General features: G+C 37.2%; 19 protein-coding genes. 15 read left to right on the top strand and 4 right to left on the bottom strand.

What is annotated here, in order from left to right:
- The first annotated feature begins 209 nt into the window (after positions 1 to 209).
- From IPP61_20830 to IPP61_20810, 5 genes are all read left to right on the top strand, one after another.
- Complete coding sequence (locus IPP61_20830) at positions 210 to 3377, top strand: SusC/RagA family TonB-linked outer membrane protein (GenBank protein MBL0327568.1); 3168 nt, start codon at positions 210 to 212, stop codon at positions 3375 to 3377.
- Between the two features lie 34 nt (positions 3378 to 3411).
- Positions 3412 to 4869, top strand: a complete 1458-nt coding sequence (locus tag IPP61_20825; GenBank protein MBL0327567.1) for a SusD/RagB family nutrient-binding outer membrane lipoprotein — start codon at positions 3412 to 3414, stop codon at positions 4867 to 4869.
- A 35-nt stretch (positions 4870 to 4904) separates the two neighbouring features.
- On the top strand, positions 4905 to 5372 hold the full coding sequence (locus IPP61_20820; GenBank protein ID MBL0327566.1) for a hypothetical protein: 468 nt from the start codon (positions 4905 to 4907) through the stop codon (positions 5370 to 5372).
- 54 nt (positions 5373 to 5426) lie between these two features.
- Positions 5427 to 6611: a histidinol-phosphate aminotransferase family protein gene (locus tag IPP61_20815; GenBank protein MBL0327565.1), complete on the top strand. Its 1185-nt coding sequence runs from the start codon at positions 5427 to 5429 to the stop codon at positions 6609 to 6611.
- 86 nt (positions 6612 to 6697) lie between these two features.
- Positions 6698 to 7804 (top strand): hypothetical protein, encoded by a 1107-nt coding sequence (locus IPP61_20810; GenBank protein ID MBL0327564.1) that lies wholly within the window; start codon positions 6698 to 6700, stop codon positions 7802 to 7804.
- A gap of 64 nt (positions 7805 to 7868) precedes the next feature.
- On the opposite strand, the gene IPP61_20805 is transcribed toward IPP61_20810, so the two are convergent.
- Entirely contained in the window at positions 7869 to 8513 is a 645-nt protein-coding gene (locus IPP61_20805) for a hypothetical protein (GenBank protein MBL0327563.1), read from the bottom strand.
- A 228-nt stretch (positions 8514 to 8741) separates the two neighbouring features.
- Here IPP61_20805 and IPP61_20800 point away from each other — a divergent pair, with 228 nt between their 5' ends.
- The 3 genes from IPP61_20800 to IPP61_20790 are packed head-to-tail and all read left to right on the top strand — an operon-like array spanning position 8742 to position 11855.
- Positions 8742 to 9422, top strand: a complete 681-nt coding sequence (locus tag IPP61_20800; GenBank protein MBL0327562.1) for a hypothetical protein — start codon at positions 8742 to 8744, stop codon at positions 9420 to 9422.
- Positions 9412 to 10335, top strand: a complete 924-nt coding sequence (gene miaA / locus IPP61_20795) for a tRNA (adenosine(37)-N6)-dimethylallyltransferase MiaA (GenBank protein ID MBL0327561.1) — start codon at positions 9412 to 9414, stop codon at positions 10333 to 10335. The genes IPP61_20800 and miaA overlap by 11 nt, the downstream gene beginning before the upstream one ends.
- Positions 10332 to 11855 (top strand): ThuA domain-containing protein, encoded by a 1524-nt coding sequence (locus tag IPP61_20790; protein MBL0327560.1) that lies wholly within the window; start codon positions 10332 to 10334, stop codon positions 11853 to 11855. Before miaA ends, IPP61_20790 begins: the two co-directional genes overlap by 4 nt.
- A 52-nt stretch (positions 11856 to 11907) precedes the next feature.
- Here IPP61_20790 and trxB read toward each other — a convergent pair whose 3' ends face one another.
- Both trxB and IPP61_20780 read right to left on the bottom strand, forming a co-directional pair.
- Positions 11908 to 12843, bottom strand: coding sequence for a thioredoxin-disulfide reductase (gene trxB, locus IPP61_20785; GenBank protein MBL0327559.1), 936 nt, complete (start codon positions 12841 to 12843; stop codon positions 11908 to 11910).
- A gap of 123 nt (positions 12844 to 12966) precedes the next feature.
- The gene (locus tag IPP61_20780) at positions 12967 to 14841 is read right to left on the bottom strand and encodes a PD40 domain-containing protein (GenBank protein MBL0327558.1); all 1875 of its coding nucleotides are present in this window, start codon (positions 14839 to 14841) and stop codon (positions 12967 to 12969) included.
- 126 nt (positions 14842 to 14967) lie between these two features.
- Between IPP61_20780 and hemJ the strand changes: the two genes are divergently transcribed.
- The 5 genes from hemJ to IPP61_20755 are packed head-to-tail and all read left to right on the top strand — an operon-like array spanning position 14968 to position 17792.
- Positions 14968 to 15510 (top strand): protoporphyrinogen oxidase HemJ, encoded by a 543-nt coding sequence (gene hemJ, locus IPP61_20775; GenBank protein ID MBL0327557.1) that lies wholly within the window; start codon positions 14968 to 14970, stop codon positions 15508 to 15510.
- A gap of 48 nt (positions 15511 to 15558) precedes the next feature.
- Positions 15559 to 15780 carry a hypothetical protein gene (locus IPP61_20770; protein ID MBL0327556.1) on the top strand — a complete coding sequence of 74 codons (222 nt, stop codon included), beginning with the start codon at positions 15559 to 15561 and terminating at the stop codon, positions 15778 to 15780.
- Positions 15762 to 16139: a type II toxin-antitoxin system VapC family toxin gene (locus IPP61_20765; GenBank protein MBL0327555.1), complete on the top strand. Its 378-nt coding sequence runs from the start codon at positions 15762 to 15764 to the stop codon at positions 16137 to 16139. The genes IPP61_20770 and IPP61_20765 overlap by 19 nt, the downstream gene beginning before the upstream one ends.
- A gap of 25 nt (positions 16140 to 16164) precedes the next feature.
- Positions 16165 to 16878, top strand: coding sequence for a CotH kinase family protein (locus tag IPP61_20760; GenBank protein MBL0327554.1), 714 nt, complete (start codon positions 16165 to 16167; stop codon positions 16876 to 16878).
- A complete protein-coding gene (locus IPP61_20755) occupies positions 16788 to 17792 on the top strand; it encodes a CotH kinase family protein (GenBank protein ID MBL0327553.1) in 1005 nt (334 codons plus the stop codon). Before IPP61_20760 ends, IPP61_20755 begins: the two co-directional genes overlap by 91 nt.
- A gap of 98 nt (positions 17793 to 17890) precedes the next feature.
- Here IPP61_20755 and IPP61_20750 read toward each other — a convergent pair whose 3' ends face one another.
- A complete protein-coding gene (locus IPP61_20750; protein MBL0327552.1) occupies positions 17891 to 18346 on the bottom strand; it encodes a GNAT family N-acetyltransferase in 456 nt (151 codons plus the stop codon).
- Positions 18347 to 18372: 26 nt separating this feature from the next.
- Here IPP61_20750 and IPP61_20745 point away from each other — a divergent pair, with 26 nt between their 5' ends.
- Positions 18373 to 19044 carry a TatD family hydrolase gene (locus IPP61_20745; GenBank protein ID MBL0327551.1) on the top strand — a complete coding sequence of 224 codons (672 nt, stop codon included), beginning with the start codon at positions 18373 to 18375 and terminating at the stop codon, positions 19042 to 19044.
- Positions 19041 to 19826, top strand: a complete 786-nt coding sequence (locus tag IPP61_20740) for a tRNA threonylcarbamoyladenosine dehydratase (protein MBL0327550.1) — start codon at positions 19041 to 19043, stop codon at positions 19824 to 19826. Before IPP61_20745 ends, IPP61_20740 begins: the two co-directional genes overlap by 4 nt.
- Position 19827 lies beyond the last annotated feature (1 nt).

Here is a 19827-nt window from a genome sequence, read left to right as displayed (position 1 = left end):
AATGAATAGCTTTTTTCCACACTTATTATTCATTTCGCAATTGCGGAAAAATTAGAATTGTAGTACGGCAATAAGCCACTTTGAAGAGTGTGTGAGGATACTCACAAAAGACTTTCCACCAGGGCATGGTTTATTTTGCCTCTGAGCGGTCGGGGAAACAGAATGATTATGTTTTGGTGGATTTTTTTTCAAACAAAAACCAAAGAATTATGAAAAAACTACTACTATTTAGTTTTGTCTTGATGTCTTCCGTTGTTGGGGTTATTGCCCAGGGAAGAACACTTACCGGAGTGGTAAGTTCGGCTTCAGAGGGCGTTTTGCCTGGAGTTTCGGTTCTAATTAAAGGAACAGCAAATGGTGCAGTGACAGACGCACAGGGAAAATTTACCGTAAGGCTGAGCAGCGAAAGCAAGTCATTGGTTTTTAGTGCAATTGGTTTCCATACCAAAGAAGTAATCATTACAAATACAAATGATTATGCTGTGGAACTCGAAACTGACTCAAAACTACTTCAGGAAGTGGTGGTTACGGCATTGGGTATATCCCGTGAAAAAAAGTCTCTGGGTTTTTCCCAACAGGAAATCAAAGGCGAAAGTATGACTGAATCAAGATCATCAAACGTTGCCAATGGGCTTTCAGGCAAAATCGCCGGGGTGAGAATAAGCTCCAATGGTGGCCCGGGAAGTGGCTCTACGATTCAGATCCGGGGGGCAAGTTCTGTATCAGGAAATAACCAACCCCTGATTGTAGTGGATGGAGTGCCAATGCAACAACAGTTTGACAAACAGTTTGGAGGTGGTATTTCAGAGATCAACCCTGACAATATTAAGGAAATTTCAGTTTTAAAAGGTCCAAATGCAGCTGCTCTATATGGTTCAAGAGCAGCAAACGGGGTGATTTTGGTTACTACAAAAAACGGAGCAGGTACAAAGGGTTTAGGTATAGAATATAATACAAATTTTACAGCGGAAAGACCTTTGGTAAAGCCTGATTTCCAGAATACTTATGGTGGTGGTAATGGTTACCGTACATGGTATTCTGACGGTTGGAGTGGAGTGATTCAACCCGATGCCTATTCTCAATACGCTGCAGCTTATGGTTCTGTTTCGCCCGGAAAAACGACCGGAACTGACGGAACAGATGAAAGCTGGGGAGCACCCCTCGATGGAAGATTGGTCCGTCAATGGTTTACTGGGAAAGAGGTTGCCCCTTTACTCCCCCAACCCAATAACTGGGATGAATTTTGGGATACCGGCACCTCAATGACGCATTCATTGGCACTATCAGGAGGAAATGATAAAGGGAATTTCAGATTGAGTTATGCCAACCTAAATCAAAAAGGTATTGCCGCTTTTAATGGTTACACACGTCATAATTTCAAACTTAATAGCGGTTATAAATTAAATAAATATCTTACGGTCAATACTTCAGGTGAGTATGTGAAAAATGGTGGAAACCGTACTTTCACGGGTGGCGACCAGTTTATTTGGTCTCACAGGCACATTTCCTGGGATCAACTGGCCAATTATAAGGAGTATGCCGGAGTTCATATTCAAAGGGCAGTGGTTGGAAAATTACCTGACACAGACCCTGCTAACTGGCAACATACTTTTTTCACAAATCCTTTTTACTTAAATGAGTATTTGCCATATACCAATGACAAAGACCGGATTTTGGGTAACATCTCACTTTCAGCAACTTTTTCAAAGCACTTAAAGGGAATTTTTAGAACCGGAACCGATATGTGGACCGACACAAGAATCAATATTGTCAACTTTGAAAGAGTTAGGAACGGTAACAAAACGCCTGGCAGGTACTCAGAAGAAGTAATCAGAAGTCAGGAGACCAACCATGATTTTCTTTTTACATATGATCGAATGTTTGGAAAAGATATTTCATTGGTTGCTTCAGCTGGAGGTGCCCAAAGAATTAATTATTACAAAAGAAACTTTACCAACGTAGGCGAGCTAGTGGTTGACGGAGTTTATAACCTTGGAAATTCGAACCCAAGCCAAAACACCGTTGCTAGTGCGATTACACAGTCACAGGTTCAAAGCTTGTATGGTTCTGCACAAATGGGCTACAAAAATGCTCTCTTTTTAGATGTTACTGCAAGAAATGATTGGTCTAGTACACTTCCAAGTATCGACAGGAGTTATTTCTATCCTTCAGTTTCTGCAAGTGCAGTTTTTACTGAACTTTTTAGCATACCACAAAGTCTTCTGACATTCGGTAAAGTGAGAGCATCGTGGGCACAAGTTGGAAATGACGCCGACCCTTATCAATTGGCTCAGACTTTCAGAGCCTCAGGTTCATGGAATAGTAGCATACCTCAATTTTATGAAAACCTTACCATTTCAAATTCTACATTAAAACCCGAAATCACAACGGGGCTAGAATTTGGTCTTGATTTGAAGTTTTTGAAAAATAAAATTGGACTCGATATCACCTATTACGATCAGGCCACAAAAAACCAGATTTTGGGTGTTGAGATATCTAAAGCAAGTGGATATGACAAGAGAATTCTTAATGCCGGAAAAATCGTAAATAAAGGTATAGAGATTTCATTAAGTGGTACACCTGTTGAAATATCCGGGTTTAAATGGGAGGTAGGTTTGAATTATTCTAAAAACCAGAATAAAGTTATTGAATTGGCCGAAGGACTCGATACCTATACTTTGCAGGAGAGAAGGGGACTTATTTCGATAGCAAAAGTTGGGCAACCTTACGGGGTTCTTTATGGTATTGGTTTTATGCATGCACCTGATGGTCAGCTTATTTTCAAAGACGGTTTGCCGGTTGTCGATAATACTCCAAAAGCCTTGGGCAATATTCAACCCGATTGGATGGGTGGGTTTAGTAATACATTCACTTATAAAAAGTTGTCGCTCAGTGTGTTACTGGATGCGAAATTTGGTGGCGATTTATTTGATGAAGGAACAGGTACTGCTCGCTGGACAGGACAATATGCCGAAACTGCAATTGGAAGGGAAGAAGGGGTAATCGGAAAAGGGGTGATGAATATTGGTACTGCTGATGCTCCTAACTATGTACCCAATGATGTCATGATTGCAGCAAATCAGTTTTATGCTTACAATAACCCTCGCAGGTATCATGAAGCCGCCATATTTGATGGCTCTTATGTAAAGCTCAGAGAAGTGAGTTTTGGATATAAACTTCCCGCTGGCATAATCTCAAAAATTGGTCTTCAAAGTGCCAAAGTTTCATTAGTTGGTAGAAATCTGGCAATTCTGTTCAAAAATACCCCTCATATTGACCCTGAAGTGGACCGATTTGGAGGGAATTCACAAGGATTTGCCTATGGTGAGCTTCCGAGTTCCAGAAGTCTGGGCTTTAATCTGAATCTTGGATTTTAAGGTTTAATTATCATAATTAAAAATTGAATTTACTATGAAAAATAAAATACAAATATTCATCCTGACATTGGTTTTGGGCATGACTGCCTGCACCGAGAGTTTTGATGAACTAAATACTGACCCCAATAACCCCACCAATATATCTCCGCAGTATCTTTTGCCTTATGCAATCGAAAAAACTGTTGACAGATATTGGGGTGGAAATGTAAGATTTGAGCGTCTGAATATCGATGGTATGATGTTGTGGATGCAATATCTATCACGTAATATTTACTCCAGCGAAGGGGATAATTATGGTATTACACCTACCTTTTATAACAATACCTGGAAGTCGTTTTATACCGATGGCCTTGTAAATTTCCAAAGGATTATTACTCAATCCAAAGCTGATGGAAATATACCTAATACAAATTATGAAGGTATTGCCATTGTGATGCGGTCATGGACCTTTATGCTTCTTACTGATCTCTATGGTCCAATTCCTTATAGTAATGCAATTAAAGGAACCGCCGAGGAGCCAGTTTACACGCCGGATTATGATTCAATGGAGGCAGTTTATGCCGGATTATTGAAAGATCTGAAGGAAGCTAATGAAAAACTTAAAGTAAACGGACCAGCTGTATCCGGCGATATTTTATATTCAGGTGATATCCTGAAATGGAAAAAATTTGCCAATTCATTAAGAGTTAGAATTGCTAATCGTCAGGCTGGGAAAAAACCTGCCGAATCAAAAGCCATTTTAGCCGAAATATTAGGCTCTCCGGCTCAATATCCCATTTTTACTTCCAATGATGATAACGCAGTTTTAAAAAACACCGACTCCAGACCATCAAATAATGAATGGAATGAGGTAATGATAGTTGGCGGTCGTACCGATTGGAATCTTAGCAAAACTTTAGTTGATAAGCTTTCTGTCCTTTCAGATTCCAGACTTTCGGTATTTGGAACACCTGTTAAAGGTGTGTTTGAGGGCATTCCAAATGGCTTACCTGATGCCATAGCCACTACCTATTTAAGTTCTGCGGCAACACTTGGAACCTATTTCACTAAAGCATCAGCTCCCAGTGTGTTAATGACATATTCTGAATTGATGCTTGATTTGGCCGAAGCCACAATCGATGGTGACATCAGTGGAGACGCTACTTCTTACTTCAAAAAAGGCGTTGAAGCTTCTTTTTCCCAGTTTGGTGCTCCTTTTTCTGCCGATTATTATTCAAAAGTGGGTGACATAAACAAAGAGAAAATATTGGAGCAAAAATGGATAGCCTTGTTTGGTCAGGGTGTAGAAGCCTGGACCGAATATCGTCGTACCGGTTATCCTGTTTTACCTGCAAAAGATCCGAGAGCAGTTTTTGAAAACGGGGGAATATTACCAACTCGTCTTCCTTATCCTACTACAGAATATTCGCTAAATAAAGCCAAGCTTGACGAGGGTATAAAACTCATAGGGACTGACAATATGCAGGCCAAATTATGGTGGACAGAAAAATAGATTTTTTTAAGCTAAATTTTTTGAAAATGAAAAATATGAAAATTAAAATATTAGTAATAAGCCTTTTATCTGTTGTACTTCTTTCGTGTGAGGTAGAGGATCCGTTTGTCGCCAGGGTAGTTTCACCGGTTTTGGTATCTGTAATTGGAAGTGACGGGGTTCCTTCAAATGGCCTCACTACCGAACCTACCGTAAGTGTTCCGGCTTCTGTGGATGCTGCTTTGAAAGTTAAAGTTTTGGAATTAGATAAAACCGGAATTCTGGATGATAAAGTTGGAATAGATTCGATACCTGTAAAAGGTCTGAAAATAGCATTTAAGCTGAGATCCGGAACTTTGATCAAAGAGGTACAAACCGACGATTCTGGGGTGGCAAGTTTGTCAGCAACCTGGTCGAGTTTAGGCATCTCATCACCCAAAGCCGGCAGCTCAGTAAAATTAATGGCTTCGGGCACTTATAAAGATGTTGCTTTTTCAAAATTCTTTATCGTAACAGGTAAATAACTATTAAAAAACTTTTCCCAATCATCAAATATTTAAATTTTAAACTAAAATAAAATGGAACAAAAAATTAACAGAAGAAACTGGCTTAGAAAAGGATTGTTGACATTGGGTACTGTAGGAGCCGCTCCCCATTTATTTGAAGGGGCTTTTGCAAATACACCTTTGGCTCTTGATAAAAACAATAATATTATTCTGGGACCTGACACCAAAGAGTTTTTTACAAATAATTCAGGCCTTCCTAAAGGAATTTTTGCCAAACTTAATGCCAACGAAAACCCTTACGGCCCTCCGATGAGTGCTCAGAATGCCATAAAGGAAGCTGTGGTAGGAGGAAACAGATATGCCTGGAAAGAAATGGCTGATCTGATCGGCAAAATTTCTAAAAAAGAAGGGGTTACTCCAGACCATATTATGATGGGACCCGGCTCTTCAGATTTACTTGAAAAAGTGGCTATTGTGTTGTTTATGAAAGGCGGAAATATTGTTTCGGCTGATCCTACCTATATGTCGTTGATAAAAGTTGCCGAATCAGTTGGAGCAAAATGGAAGGCTGTGCCGTGTAAAAACGACTGGTCGCATGACCTGAAAGCCATGGAAGCTGCCATCGACTCAGAAACCAAACTGGTTTATATCTGTAACCCAAATAACCCAACAGGGGCACTTACCGACGCACAGGAATTGGAAGATTTCTGTTCGAGGGTTTCTGAAAAAGTGCCAATTTTTATTGATGAAGCCTATCTTGAGCTGGCAGGTGGAAAAACCAAATCTATGGTATCACTTCTTGGAAAAAAGAAAAATGTTATCATCGCCCGTACATTCTCCAAAGTAATGGGAATGGCAGGTATTAGAGTAGGTTATGTTGCAGCATTACCATCATTTTTGGAAGATATCAATAAAATCACCCGCGGTGGCATGGGGATTTCTTACACTTCGATCTTAGGTGCAACTGCTGCAATCGACGATAAAGAGTTTCAGGATATGAGTATCAAACTCAATGCCGAGGCCAAAGATTATGTGTACACTGAGCTCAAGAAAATGGGTTATTCGTACATTCCATCTTATACCAATTTCATTTTATTTCCGATAAATATGGATGGAAAAGAGATGCTCAAAAAAATGACGGAAAAAGGGGTAGGTGTAAGGGCATTTCAGATTCAAGGCAAAAACTATTGCCGTGTGAGCATCGGAACAATGGACGAGATGAAGCTTTTTGTTAAATCTTTCGGCGAGATTTCTTAAAGATTTTTTTTGAATGCTCTTAAAACAGGCCGACTGAAAAGCCGGTCTGTTGATATTATTTTTTTCATCATTAAAGCAATTTTTTTATGAGCGAGGCTTTACAAAAATCACTTGTACTCATATTGTTGATAGCCCTCGGGTATTTTTTGAGATCAAAGTTTAAGTCAAAAGAGATGGTTGGAGGAATAAAAGAGTTGGTTTTGACCATTGCTCTTCCGGCCACCATATTTACAGCTTTAATGAAAGTCCCTTTGGACAAATCATTGATGATTGTACCTCTGATTACGATACTTTTTAATATTTTCATCTTTTATGTGATTCCTCCGGTATTAGGTTTTTTTACGATTGAGAAGGATAGCTCTACAGGTCGCACCATTCTTATGTTAATGCCTTCTTTGGCACCAGGATTGTCCGCTTTTCCATTTATTGCAGAGTTTTTAGGTCAAAAAAGTCTTGCAATGGCCGCTATGGCCGATGTGGGAAACAAAGTTTTTGTGCTAATTTTTCTATATATTTTTGCTCTTAATTTATTTCTCAAACAAAATAAAGGTCAGAAATCAAATATGTGGAGTAAAATCAGGAGTCTTTTGGTAAGCCTGATCAGGGAACCCATTAATTCTATAATTTTCGTAGCTATTTTCTTGCTTTCAATAGGAATTGGATATGACTCGCTTCCCCGTCTGGTTACCGACATTTTCGATAAAACCAGTGCCATGATGACTCCATTGATCCTGATTTTCATTGGATTAGCGGTAGAGTTAAAACAAAGCAAAAAACGAGTGATTGTGAGCCTGTTGTTTTTTAGAGCCGGAGTAAGTGTACTTTTTAGTGCACTGGTTATAGTTTTATTCAAAATTTCAGACCCAACACTTACTTTGTTGGCTTTGGTAATACCTTTAAGTTCAGCGAGTTTCTGGCCTTTTGCTCATATTTCAGCATTTAATATCAAAGAAGATCATCTTGGAATTGCAAAGGAAAAACGAACATTTAATGTAGAGTTTGCCGTATTAATTCTGGCGTTTTCTTTGCCTTTTAGCTCAGGATTGATTTTAAGTATTTTATCAATGGGGAAAGTTTTTGCCCACATCGGGGCAATTTTAGGATTGGGAACAGTTTTGATTTTGGTCAGTATTATCCCGGTAATGATCACCAAGTTATCTGTGAGACTGTCCAATTCTATGTTAAAAAACTAGTATTTAACCCTTTACTATTCTGTTATATTTTTACCGGAAGTCATATTTTTGGCTTTCGGTTTTTTTATAGGCTGTCTCCGTCTTTCTCTTTAGCCTTAATAATTTCAACACTTCGTGTCCTTTCCTCTTCTATTTTCTTTTCTTTTTCAAAATTTATTCCGTAAGAAGTCGGCTGTTTAACTTTGTCATATTTACTTTTTTCGAGGGCATTTTCACATTGTTTTATCAAAGAAAATACCATTTCATCTTTCAGCCCCTCGTCAAGTGCTGCCTGATATAGCCCGATTGCCCTTTTAAGATAATCGGCACGTGCTTCTGAAGTCCTTTGACTGGCAGCCATCCTTTGAAGGTCCGAAGCATGCTCAAGTGATAATCTTGGTAACATGCCTCTGTTTGGGTCATAAGGATTTATCACAATTAGCTCAGTCATGTGTTGCTTGGCAATGTCATATTTACGAAATGCCTTATAATCCAGTGTTTTTTTCCATAAATACATGGCCCTTGAGCTATTGCTAATCTGAGATTCAATATTTGCATCACCTTGATATTCAGGTATTTTTAAAATATTTCTATACTGAAAAAATGCATCCCAATATCTCCCGGCTTTGAAATATTCATCCGCCTCTTCTTTAAGGTAATTGCTTGATTGTGCCAGACTTATGCTTGCTGAAATACTCAAAATGAATAAGATTCTGTAAGCAATTTTCATATAAACCATTGATTTTTAATTAATAATAAAGCTCTTGGGTAATTTTATTCCAATAATATTGCCAGTTTGAAATAGTAAACGTTTATTTTTGAATAAAATTTTTATATCATCTCAAATTCTGTAACTAAGACCAATTCGGATTCTTTCAGACAATTTATTTCTGACCTTCAATTATCGGCAAATCTTGTTTTTGAAGAAAAAGAGCCTTTTTTCTGGAAAGTACCGGAGATGGACTTGTCGATAAGGTTTTTATTTAAAAATAGTACCTTATTTTTTGATCCAAAAACCATTAGAATTTGGAAAGACCAATGGGATTTAGCACCAGAAATTATAAAATCAAGGCTGAAATCCCGTTTTGGACTCAATTTTACGCTTCCGGCCCGGGTTTGTAAGGTCAAAAGAATAACCAAATTGGTGTCAGATGATTTTTTAAATCTCAATCATCTCCAAAAATCAACGGGAGCAAAGCTAAAATATGGCTTATTTTTACCTAATAAATATTTCAGATTACTAAAAAATGACTTCCAATTTATTGATAATGAAGAAGAAATCCTGGTTGCTGTCATGACTTTTTCAGCTGCGAAAAAGTATTATTTCGGGACAGAAATCGTTAATTCTTTTGAATTGGTGCGATTTGGAACGCTGCCTTACTTTAACATTGTCGGTGGATTTTCAAAATTGATGCGTTTTTTTGTAAATGAAAAGAAGCCTGGAAATATCATGACTTATGTGGATGCTGACTGGTCTGATGGGCAAAATTTTTTAAAAATGGGTTTTAAGTTTATCGAAAGTACCGGGCCGGTATTTTATAAAATGGGAAATAATAATGAGCGAATACCCGTTGCGAAAGCAGATGACTTTGATGTGTATAATTCGGGGAGCTTGAAATTTATTAAAAATGGATTCTAACCATAAAACTATCCCCATTATACTTGGTCCTACTGCATCGGGTAAGACCCGACTGGCTGTGGCTCTGGCCGCAAAAATTGATGGCCAGGTGATAAGTGTTGACAGCAGGCAGGTTTATCGGGGAATGGATATCGGTACTGGTAAAGATCTGAAAGAATACGTTTTTGATGGTAAAAATATCCCTTATCATTTGATTGATATATTGGATGCCGGTGAAAAATACAATCTGGCGAGGTTTCAGGAGGATTACCCGATAGCTATCGAAAAGATTTTTAGAGAGAACAGCCGGCCGGTAATTTGTGGTGGTACCGGCTTGTATCTGAGCAGTATTTTATCGGAAAAAGAATATACCCGGGTGCCTGAAAACATAGAATTGAGAAATAGACTGGGAAAAATGACCATTCAACAGCTCAGATTTATGTATCTTATTTATAATCTGGATTTAAATATTGATCAATCTACCGCCAAAAGACTTATCAGAGGTATTGAAATTGCTGAATATATTTCTAAAAATCCTGATTTTGAATTTAAAAAAAATGAAGCAAAATACCATTTTGTAGTTTTTGGACTGAATCCACCAGTTTCAGTTCGCCGGGACAATATTTCTAAAAGACTGAAAGACAGGTTAGAAAATGAAGGTTTAATAGCTGAAGTTGAAAACTTGCTGCAAAACGGAATTTCTCATGAAACTTTGCAATATTATGGGCTGGAATACAAATACATATCTTATTATTTGCAAAATAAACTATCATTCCATGAAATGCTGGTCAAACTTGAAACCGAAATTCATCGTTTCGCAAAAAGACAAATGACATATTTCAGAAGCATGGAAAAAAACGGGATACATTTCAACTGGCTACCTGCAGAACTTTCAACAGGTGAAATGTTACAAATAATTCTTGGCAAAATATGAAGAAACTGGTGGTCTTCTTTATTTTTCTTTCTTTTCTTGAGGTGCGTGCTCAGGTAGTAAAGGTATTGGTTTTAAGTAGCCTAAATAATTCTGAAATAAAGTTAAATTTAAAAAAATATGCCTTTGAAAATAATGTCCACTTAGACTTTCAGGAAAAAATCACTACCGAAAATATCAATGAAATTTCGGCAGTTTTACTCTTAGATTTTGATGAAAATTTACTGGATATTAAGCAAAATAACCTTTTGGTGAACTTCCTGAAAAACGGTGGAGGATTGATGGCTTGCGGTTTTACGGTTAAAGAAAAATATCGCTGGAATTGGATTGGCAATGCATTGGGTTTCAAAAAAAATGTTCCAAATGAAATCTTTTCCGGAGAAATAATTACCCTGAAATCAGTAGGTGGAACTGACCAATTGCCCATTTGGACCTTGGATAATTCGAAAATGAGCGGTTTTAAACCTGCAAAAAATTTGAATCCGGTATTGATGGATTTTTCAGGGAACAATCTGGCCTGGACAGGACAATCAGAAAATGGTGGCAAAATATTTTATACGGTTTTTACTCCTGATACCATAAATCTGCAAAATCAGAATTTCAGAAAGCATTTTTTTGGTGGATTATTGAGTGTTTTTAATTCTAAAAATCAACTGGAAAAAATTGAATCAACGCTCCCTCTGGAAAGTCAATTTAAAATGGATACGCTGATAAAAGTCCCCAAAGAAGTGCATAAAATCCTGCTATTACCTGATGAAAAACTACTATTAATTGCAAAAAATGATAGTGTTTTAGTTTTCGATCAGAAAAACTCAACGATACAAAACATGGGAATTACTCCCGGAATCGGTGAAGCTTTAGGGCTCAGTTTAGATCCTGAATTTTTGGCAAATCAAAGCCTTTATGCATATTTTAGAGACACTTCCACTACTTTTTTAGCAAAAAAACTTAAGCTTAACAGTCAACTGTATTGGGATGATTTTCAGGCAGCGTCTTCTTTGCCGGTTTTTAATTCTTTTTTTGCCAGGCCAGATAGTTCACATGCTAAAAATTTCTTTTTTCCGGATTATTATTTTGAAAAGAGGATTTACCTGAATTCAGAAAATGGTATTTCAGTCGATACCTATATCGGAAATTCGGATTTGGTATCAACAGAGCCTTTTGTTTTTAATTCCCTCGACGGAAAAATTTCCTCTTTTGTGGTTTCACCTTCTGGTATTATGTATTTTCTTGTAAATGAGTATATTATGGAAGTCGAGTTCAATAAAGAAGGGAGATTTATGCAAGCACCCATGTTTGATTTCGTTTCTATTTCCCAAAAATCAGGAATGAGTAAAGTGGACTTAAAAGTCAAAAATCCGGATTCAGGCTATAAGTATTTTTGGGAAATAAATGGGAAAAAATTTGAAGGTGAAAATGTGAATTTCTTGCAAAAAAAGAAATCGAAAATTGTTGTGATGCTTAGTTCTATTTCCGCCTCCGGTAAAAAATTGACAAAGACCGAAACTCTGGACATAAACTAAAAAAAGGTGACAAATCACCGACTTGCCACCCTTTTTTGTACTAATTCGTTACTCAATGAAATTCCCCTAAATATCTTTCCGCATCAAGTGCCGCCATACATCCTGAACCGGCAGCTGTAATGGCCTGACGGTAGATTTTGTCCTGAGCATCACCACTAGCAAATACCCCCGGAATATTGGTTCTTGAACTTCCTTTTTCTACAATCAGATACCCGGCATCGTCCATATCAAGATATCCTTTGAAAATATCGGTATTAGGTTGGTGACCTATGGCTACAAAGAAACCGTCAAGTGGAATTTCTTTGATTTCACCGCTCACTTTGTTTCTTACCCTTACGCCTGTTACTCCGTTTTCGCCCTGAATTTCTTCTGTTTCGGTATTAAATAATATCTCGATATTTGGAGTGTTTTTTACTCTTTCCTGCATGATGGTCGAGGCTCTGAATTCATCCCTACGCACCAACATGGTTACTTTTTTACAAAGTTTCGATAAATAATGTGCTTCCTCACAAGCTGTGTCTCCTGCACCTACTATGGCCACATCTTTGCCTCTATAGAAGAAACCATCACATACTGCACAGGCCGAAACGCCCATGCCGTTAAGTCTTTGTTCTGACTCCAGCCCCAACCATTTGGCAGAAGCCCCGGTGGCAATAATCACCGCTTTGGCCGTGATTTCATGCATTTCGTCTATGATAACTTTATGTGCCAGTGGTGTAGAGAAATCAACCGAAGTGGCCATTCCATAGCGATTATCAAGTCCAAATCTTTCAGCCTGTTTTTGTAGGTCTTCCATCATTTGCGGCCCCTGGATTCCATCAGGGTAGCCCGGAAAATTTTCGACGTCGTTGGTGATTGTCAACTGACCGCCCGGTTGCATTCCCTGGTACATTACGGGTTTTAAACCAGCCCTTCCGGCATAAATAGCAGCTGTGTAACCTGCAGGGCCTGAGCCCAATATTAAAATTTCTACGTTTTCTTGCGTCATTATACTTATTTGTTCTTTCTAATTAAATCAAAATTCCGGCTGCAAAGTTCAGAATTTAAAGGCTGAATTCCATGACAAATGTTACAATTCAACTTTTAGTTTCTTTTTTATGTAAAATGGGTTTTATAAAAATTTAAGTTCTATTCTTCGATTCAACTGACGGTTCTCATCTGAATCATTTTTGGCTTTAGGATGGGTTTCTCCAAAGCCTTTTGCGTTGATTCTATCTTTTCCTATGCCTGCATTTACCAAAAAATCAACTACAGAATGAGCTCTTTTTTTTGATAATTCAAGATTAAAAGCATCGTTACCAATATCGTCAGTATGACCAGATATTTCCACTTTTAGATTCAGGTTTTTACTTAAAATATCCTTCAATTTATTCAATTCTATGTCTGATTCTTTTCTTAAAACAGAGCTTCCACTATCAAAAAATATGTTTTGAAGAACCTCTACAGCATCTTTTTCAATTTTTTGTAAATATATATCCAACTGATTGGAAGAGGTTTTTCTTGAAAAATCAAATTTCACACTTTTGAAAAAATAATTCGGGGTTTCTACATACATCACATATTCACCATCGCCCGGCAAAATCACCATATAATCACCAGTGATAGGGTCAGAAAGGAATTTTGAGATCCTCTGACCGGTAATGGTATTTACCAATTCTATACTGGAATAAAGAGGCTTTTGGGTTTTTTGGTCCAGAATATACCCTTTCAGATAAAACGTTCGGTCTATTTTGTCGGAAAGCTCAACCGGAATCGTAAATTTATAAAGCTTCACAGTGTTTTCCTTATCCACAGAATAATAAGCAGACTGCCCGTCGGCGGTAATAAACAAAGAGAGTTCGTCATCGGGAGTATTGATCGGATAGCCTAAATTTACCGATTCCATACTTTTCAGGTTTTTGATGGTAGTCAGGTAAATATCAAATTTGCCAAGTCCGGGTTTACCGTTGCTCGAATAAAAGAGTGAAAAACCATTGGCATGAATAAATGGGGAGACTTCGTCAAGGTTGGTGTTAATACCCGGCCCCAGGTTTATGGCCTTCATCCATTGTCCGTTTTCATCCAATTGGCTCATCCAGATGTCCTTTTTTCCTTGTCCGAATGGTCTTTCAGATGAAAAAAACAGTTTGGAGCCGTCAGAGGAGAGGCTAGGCTGAGAATCCCAAAATTTTGAATTGACATTTTCGCCCAGGTTTTTGGGTGTGGACCATTGATCTCCTTCTCTTTTGGTGATAAATAAATCGCAGCTTCCAAAACCTTCCCGGCCTTCACAAGAAGTAAAAACCATGATTTTTCCATCGGCAGAAATGCTACAGGTACCTTCATTATAAGGTGTATTTATTTCCTGTGCTATACTTTTTGGCCTTGACCACTGATCATTATTTTTTATAGAAAGGTAAATGTTTTCATCGGCAGCTTCATCTCTGGCCGTGAATATAATCGTTTGGTTGTCAGCGGTTAGCACCGGAAAATATTGTTTATCCTTAAAATTAATAACAGATTCCAGAGGCTCAGGCTTAATATTGAGCGGATGGGCTATGGCTTCCAGCCCAAACTCTACCGATTTGAGTTGCTTTAGCAATTGCTGGTAAATAATCGAATTCTTGTTGGTGTTTTGAAGTGAGACAGTGAGATATTTTTTTGCATCATCAAAATTATGACTTTCCAATGCCCTCGATCCAAGATAGGTGTATGCTTGCACATAGTTTACTTTTACAGAGTCTTTGGCTATAGTGTTTTTATAGAAAAAAGTCGCTTTGGATTGATTTTTATACGACTCATAGATTTGTCCCATTCTGAAATGTGCCTCCTGAAGGCTGGAATCTTTCTCAAAATATTTATTGAAATTATTGATGGCTGATTCATAATTCCGTTCCATGAAATCCTTTTTGCCTTTTTCGAAATATTGCAGAGCTTTTTTGTCCTGAGCATTTATTTGAATAGATAAAAAGAAAATAAGAAACAGAAAACTATTGAAAAACTTCATTTCAAAGTGGTATTTGTTGATACTTGATAAAACAAAAACTAATCCAGTTTATTTTTAGATGATATCAAACTTAAAACGATGGAAAATTGTCTTTATTTTTGGGTTTTCATTAGCAAAAATAATCAGATGATTGAATTTTACTCATTTTTTAAAGCATTTCATATAATCGGATTTGTAAGTTGGTTTGCCGGATTGTTTTATTTGGTAAGGATGTTTGTATATCATGCTGAAGCCGAAGACAAACCGGAGAGCATCAGAGAAGACTGGAAAAAACAATTTACACTCATGCAATGGCGGGTTTACAACATCATCACTACGCCGGCTATGTGGATCACATGGATTTTTGGTACTTTGATGCTAATTACTATACCTTCATTTTTCGAACAAGCCTGGATTTGGCTTAAATTGGGTCTTTTGATTTTGCTCACCGTATATCATTATTATTGTAAAACGGTAATTAAAAAACTGGAAAATGGTGATACAAGTAAGTCTTCGTTTTATTTTAGGTTGCTAAACGAGGTACCTACTTTGTTTTTGGTAGCAATAGTGATTTTGGCAGTTGTTAAGGATTTACTCAATTTTCTGGGCTTATTTTTAGGTTTAATAGCCTTTGGGGTAATACTTTTTTATGCTGCCAAAATGTATAAGAATAGCAGAGAGAGAAAATAAGGGAATTTTAAGATATTTTTTTAGATTTGTCTATCAATTTAAATAATAATGACAAAAATTGTAATTCGAAAAGGCTTGGATAAAGAAAAGTTATCTGCTTTGAAGTTAATTCTGGATTCATGGAATGTGGAGGCGGAATTTGATGAAGAATTACAAATTTCAAATGAAAATTCAAAATTTAGAGGCTCTTTGAAAATGACTGAGGAGCAAAAAAAAGATTTTGAAGTGTATTTAAATCAAACCAGAAGCGAATGGCAAAGAAATTTTTGATAGACACAAATGTTTTGATAAAATATTTAAATGGTTCACTGGATCAAAATCTTGCTTCTTTAATTGACAATATTAATATTGAGATTTCTATTATAACCAAAATTGAGATTTTGTCTTGGAGTGGTTTTTCGGAATTTCAAAAAAATCAGATTCTCATTTTTTTGTCGAAGTGTAGAATGTTTTCAGTTGAAGATGAAATAATTGAAACCGTAGTTGGTTTCCGAAATAAGTATAAACTCAAAATCCCCGATGCTATAATTGCTGCAACTGCATTTTATAACAATATGCAATTGGTTACTTTAGATAAAGATTTTGCCAATATCAAAGGGCTTCGCATAATTTCTTCAATTGAAATTTAATAAAATACCCTTAATTAAATCAAGAATGAGACCACTTTTTATATGGTTGCTATTATTTACGATAACTCTTTCCCCGGCCAAAGCACAGCTTTCGACTTCCAATCTACCTATTTTTATTATTGATACAGAAGGAAAAACTATTGTGGATGAACCCAAAACCAATGTAAAATTAAAAGTGATTTACAATGGGGAAGGGAAAGTTAACAGCCTGACAGATAAGGTTTTTCATTATGATTCTTATGCAGGGTTTGAATTACGCGGGTCCAGCTCTCAATCTTTCCCGAAAAAACCCTATGGCTTTGAACTCAGGAATCAAAAAGGTGAAAACAATCCAATTGCTCTTTGTGGCCTGCCCAAGGAATCAGACTGGATACTTTTTGCCTCTTACAATGAAAAAAGTCTGATGCACAACGTCCTGAGTATGAGTATTGCACGGCAACTGGGTATGTATGCTAGCCGAACCAGGTATGTTGAAGTGGTCGTAAATGGTTCATATCAGGGTGTTTATGTTCTGATGGAGAAAATCAAAGTGGATAATGATCGGGTAGATATTGCGGATTTGAATGAAACAGAAAACACCGGTGATGACCTGACGGGGGTTATATTATTAAAATTGACAAATCAACCGGTAACAATCTGGGGAGCTTCGTGTCAAATTATCCAAACAGAAATGGCTCTCGGTCAGAATATTTTTATCATTTACCAAAAACCATTACAAGCACTCAGAAAAATTACATAAAAGATGTAGTCCGGAAATTTGAGGATGCAGTTTATGGTTCAAATTACAAAGATCCGCAAACGGGCTATCAAAAATATATTGATGTGAGTTCTTTTGTTAAGATGTTTATAGTCAATGAAGTATCAAGGAATATCGACGGTTATCGTATTAGTTCCTATTTTTATAAAGACAAGGATTCCAAAAATCCCAAACTTATAGCTGGCCCACCTTGGGACTATGACATCAGCTATGGCAATGCCGATTATTGTCAGGGAAATCGATTCGATTTGTGGGCCTACGGGTTTAATAGTATTTGTTCGGGAGATTATTGGCAAGTACCAGGTTTTTGGGACCGTATGATAAGTGACCCCTATTTTGTGGGCGAGTTAAGGGCTCAATATTTTGATGCAAGAAAACCAGGGGGGGGTTTGAATGATGACCACCTGATGGCCGAGATTGATGCTTATTCAAAGGAGTTAAACGAAGGTCAGACACGGAACTTCCAGAAATGGAAAATTTTGGGTCAATATGTGTGGCCTAATCCTCAGCCAATACCTTTTAGCTGGTTGGGTGAAGTAAACGAGCTAAAGACCTGGCTTAAAGACCGGCTTTGGTGGCTCGACCAAAATATGCCCCAAGAGTACATTACTTTAGAAAATGAGCCCGAAAACGAGAATATTTCTTTTAAAGTTTTTCCAAATCCTTTTCTCGACAAGTTATTTTTAATGATTAATGTTGCTGAAAAACAAGAAGTTAAGCTTAGGTTGTTTACCATTAACGGCAAATTGATTCAGGAAAAACCGGCTTTACTAAATCAAGGACAAAATGAAATTGGATTTGAAGGAATAACCGAAACCGGGAATGTTTTTTTAATAGAAATGACTTCTAAATATGGCATAAAAAAATTACAGAAAGCGGTGAGAGTGAACAGGTAATCATTTTGTCTTTATTCCTAAAATATCTGAACTTAATTTTTTTTTTAAAAATTACTAATCGTAAATCGTAAATCGAAAATCGAAAATCGTCAATAATTTCAATCTATCTCCTTCACCATCAACTTATGCTCAATACCGTCTTCGATGTAATCCTGGTTTATGGATTTAAAACCAAATGATTCATAAAACTTCTCCAGATAGGCCTGAGCTCCAATTTTTACAGGTTTATTTCCAAATAATTCATTGACTTTTTTCACAGAAAAATCAAATACTTTTCTGCCAAAACCCTCTTTTCTTTCAGTTGGAATGGATACCACTCTCCCAATCGATAAAAAACCTTCATAATAATCATTTTCATCAAAAAGCCGGGTGTAGGCCACAATTTGCCCGTCAGATTTTTTGGCCATACAATGCCAGGCTTTCTGATCTTTGTAATCCAAATCAGAAAAAACACAGTTTTGCTCCACAATAAAAACTTCCTGCCGTAGCCACATGATTCTGTACAGCTCATCGGTACTTAATTCACCGAAAGGTTTACATTCCAGATTTAGCATAGTATTTTTGCCTAAATTTTGATTTTATGCTGGTCGATTTTCATACTCATCAAACGACACCCGATGCTAAAATAAGAAAACTTAGCAATATTACCCTCAGTCGAAAAATAATTGAGGATATCGATCATTTTGAGTTTAATCCGGACTTAAACTATTCGGCAGGGATTCATCCCTGGGATATTGAACCTGAATTTCTCAAAGAAGCATATGAATGGCTGGAGATTTTCCTAAAAAATCCCCAGGTTAAAGTACTGGGAGAGTGTGGCTTAGATAAACTCAAAGGTCCTGATTTTAAAACTCAGGAAGAAGTTTTTATTAAGCAAATAAGGTTGGCCGAGCATTTTAAAAAGCCTTTGGTGATCCATTGTGTCAGAAGTTTCAATGAGCTTTTTGCCATAAAAAAACTTATAAGACCTAAAGTACCAATGGTAATTCATGGCTTCAATAAAAAAATCGAAATCGCTCAATTGTTGATTGAAAAAGGTTTTTATCTTTCTTTTGGTAATGACCTCATTATTAATGATAAGCTAAAGGAGGTTTTTCTGAACGTACCATTAGAAAAGGTTTTTTTTGAAACTGATGATAATTTGGATTTGGATGTTGAAAATGTATATAAAATAGCGGCTGATATAAAAAAAATACCTGTAAAAGAACTAATAGAAATTATTTACCAGAATTACCTCGAATTATTTATATGAAAGACCTCGCCTGGCTCTCGCGAAGTGAGCTGTTGATTGGAACTCAAAACATCGAAAAACTTCAAAATTCTCACGTGCTTATTGTTGGCTTGGGTGGCGTAGGCTCTTTTGCTGCTGAATTTATCTGCAGGGCAGGCGTAGGCGAAATGACGATTGTGGATGGTGATGTGGTTGATCCCACCAACCGAAACCGTCAGCTTCCCGCATTATTTACCACCCATGGTGTGCCCAAAGCCCAATGGATGGGGGAGAGGCTATTGGCGATCAATCCGGAATTGAAATTGCATGTGATTCAGGATTTTCTTACACCTGAAAAATGTGAAGATTTGCTTCAAAATCATTTTGATTATGTGATGGATTGCATTGACAGCATCACGCCAAAGCTCACCTTACTGAGTATGGCTGCCAAAACCAACCAACGGATAGTAAGTAGCATGGGAGCCGGTGGAAAAACCGACCCAACCAAAATACGGGTAGCTGACCTTTATGACACAATGGTTTGTAAATTAGCTTTTTATATAAGAAAAAGACTAAAAAAACTTTCCGTAGGAGCAGGCATTAAGGCCGTATTTTCAACAGAAGAAATGGACAAAAACTCTCTTATTTTGACCGATGGCAGCAATTTCAAACATTCAGCATACGGTACCATTTCTTACCTTCCTGCAGCCTTTGGCGGAGTGGCAGCTTCGGTGGTAATACGCGATTTGATTGGAATCAAAATTTCGACCGAAAAGAGACCCAAAAACCTTAGAAAAAGCAGGATTTCCAAACCCGGTCAATAAT

The sequence above is a fragment of the Cytophagaceae bacterium genome (assembly GCA_016722655.1).
Classification (GTDB): Bacteria; Bacteroidota; Bacteroidia; order Cytophagales; family Spirosomataceae; genus Leadbetterella.
Note: the sequence above shows the minus strand (reverse complement) of the source record. Positions and strands in the feature narration are given on the sequence as shown.

What these genes read in the sequence shown, in the direction of transcription:
- IPP61_20830 (MBL0327568.1), top strand. Translation starts at nt 210, where the DNA reads ATGAAAAAACTACTACTATTTAGTTTTGTCTTGATGTCTTCCGTTGTT.
- IPP61_20825 (MBL0327567.1), top strand. Translation starts at nt 3,412, where the DNA reads ATGAAAAATAAAATACAAATATTCATCCTGACATTGGTTTTGGGCATG.
- IPP61_20820 (MBL0327566.1), top strand. Translation starts at nt 4,905, where the DNA reads ATGAAAATTAAAATATTAGTAATAAGCCTTTTATCTGTTGTACTTCTT.
- IPP61_20815 (MBL0327565.1), top strand. Translation starts at nt 5,427, where the DNA reads ATGGAACAAAAAATTAACAGAAGAAACTGGCTTAGAAAAGGATTGTTG.
- IPP61_20810 (MBL0327564.1), top strand. Translation starts at nt 6,698, where the DNA reads ATGAGCGAGGCTTTACAAAAATCACTTGTACTCATATTGTTGATAGCC.
- IPP61_20805 (MBL0327563.1), bottom strand. Translation starts at nt 8,513, where the DNA reads ATGAAAATTGCTTACAGAATCTTATTCATTTTGAGTATTTCAGCAAGC.
- IPP61_20800 (MBL0327562.1), top strand. Translation starts at nt 8,742, where the DNA reads ATGGACTTGTCGATAAGGTTTTTATTTAAAAATAGTACCTTATTTTTT.
- miaA (MBL0327561.1), top strand. Translation starts at nt 9,412, where the DNA reads ATGGATTCTAACCATAAAACTATCCCCATTATACTTGGTCCTACTGCA.
- IPP61_20790 (MBL0327560.1), top strand. Translation starts at nt 10,332, where the DNA reads ATGAAGAAACTGGTGGTCTTCTTTATTTTTCTTTCTTTTCTTGAGGTG.
- trxB (MBL0327559.1), bottom strand. Translation starts at nt 12,843, where the DNA reads ATGACGCAAGAAAACGTAGAAATTTTAATATTGGGCTCAGGCCCTGCA.
- IPP61_20780 (MBL0327558.1), bottom strand. Translation starts at nt 14,841, where the DNA reads ATGAAGTTTTTCAATAGTTTTCTGTTTCTTATTTTCTTTTTATCTATT.
- hemJ (MBL0327557.1), top strand. Translation starts at nt 14,968, where the DNA reads ATGATTGAATTTTACTCATTTTTTAAAGCATTTCATATAATCGGATTT.
- IPP61_20770 (MBL0327556.1), top strand. Translation starts at nt 15,559, where the DNA reads ATGACAAAAATTGTAATTCGAAAAGGCTTGGATAAAGAAAAGTTATCT.
- IPP61_20765 (MBL0327555.1), top strand. Translation starts at nt 15,762, where the DNA reads ATGGCAAAGAAATTTTTGATAGACACAAATGTTTTGATAAAATATTTA.
- IPP61_20760 (MBL0327554.1), top strand. Translation starts at nt 16,165, where the DNA reads ATGAGACCACTTTTTATATGGTTGCTATTATTTACGATAACTCTTTCC.
- IPP61_20750 (MBL0327552.1), bottom strand. Translation starts at nt 18,346, where the DNA reads ATGCTAAATCTGGAATGTAAACCTTTCGGTGAATTAAGTACCGATGAG.
- IPP61_20745 (MBL0327551.1), top strand. Translation starts at nt 18,373, where the DNA reads ATGCTGGTCGATTTTCATACTCATCAAACGACACCCGATGCTAAAATA.
- IPP61_20740 (MBL0327550.1), top strand. Translation starts at nt 19,041, where the DNA reads ATGAAAGACCTCGCCTGGCTCTCGCGAAGTGAGCTGTTGATTGGAACT.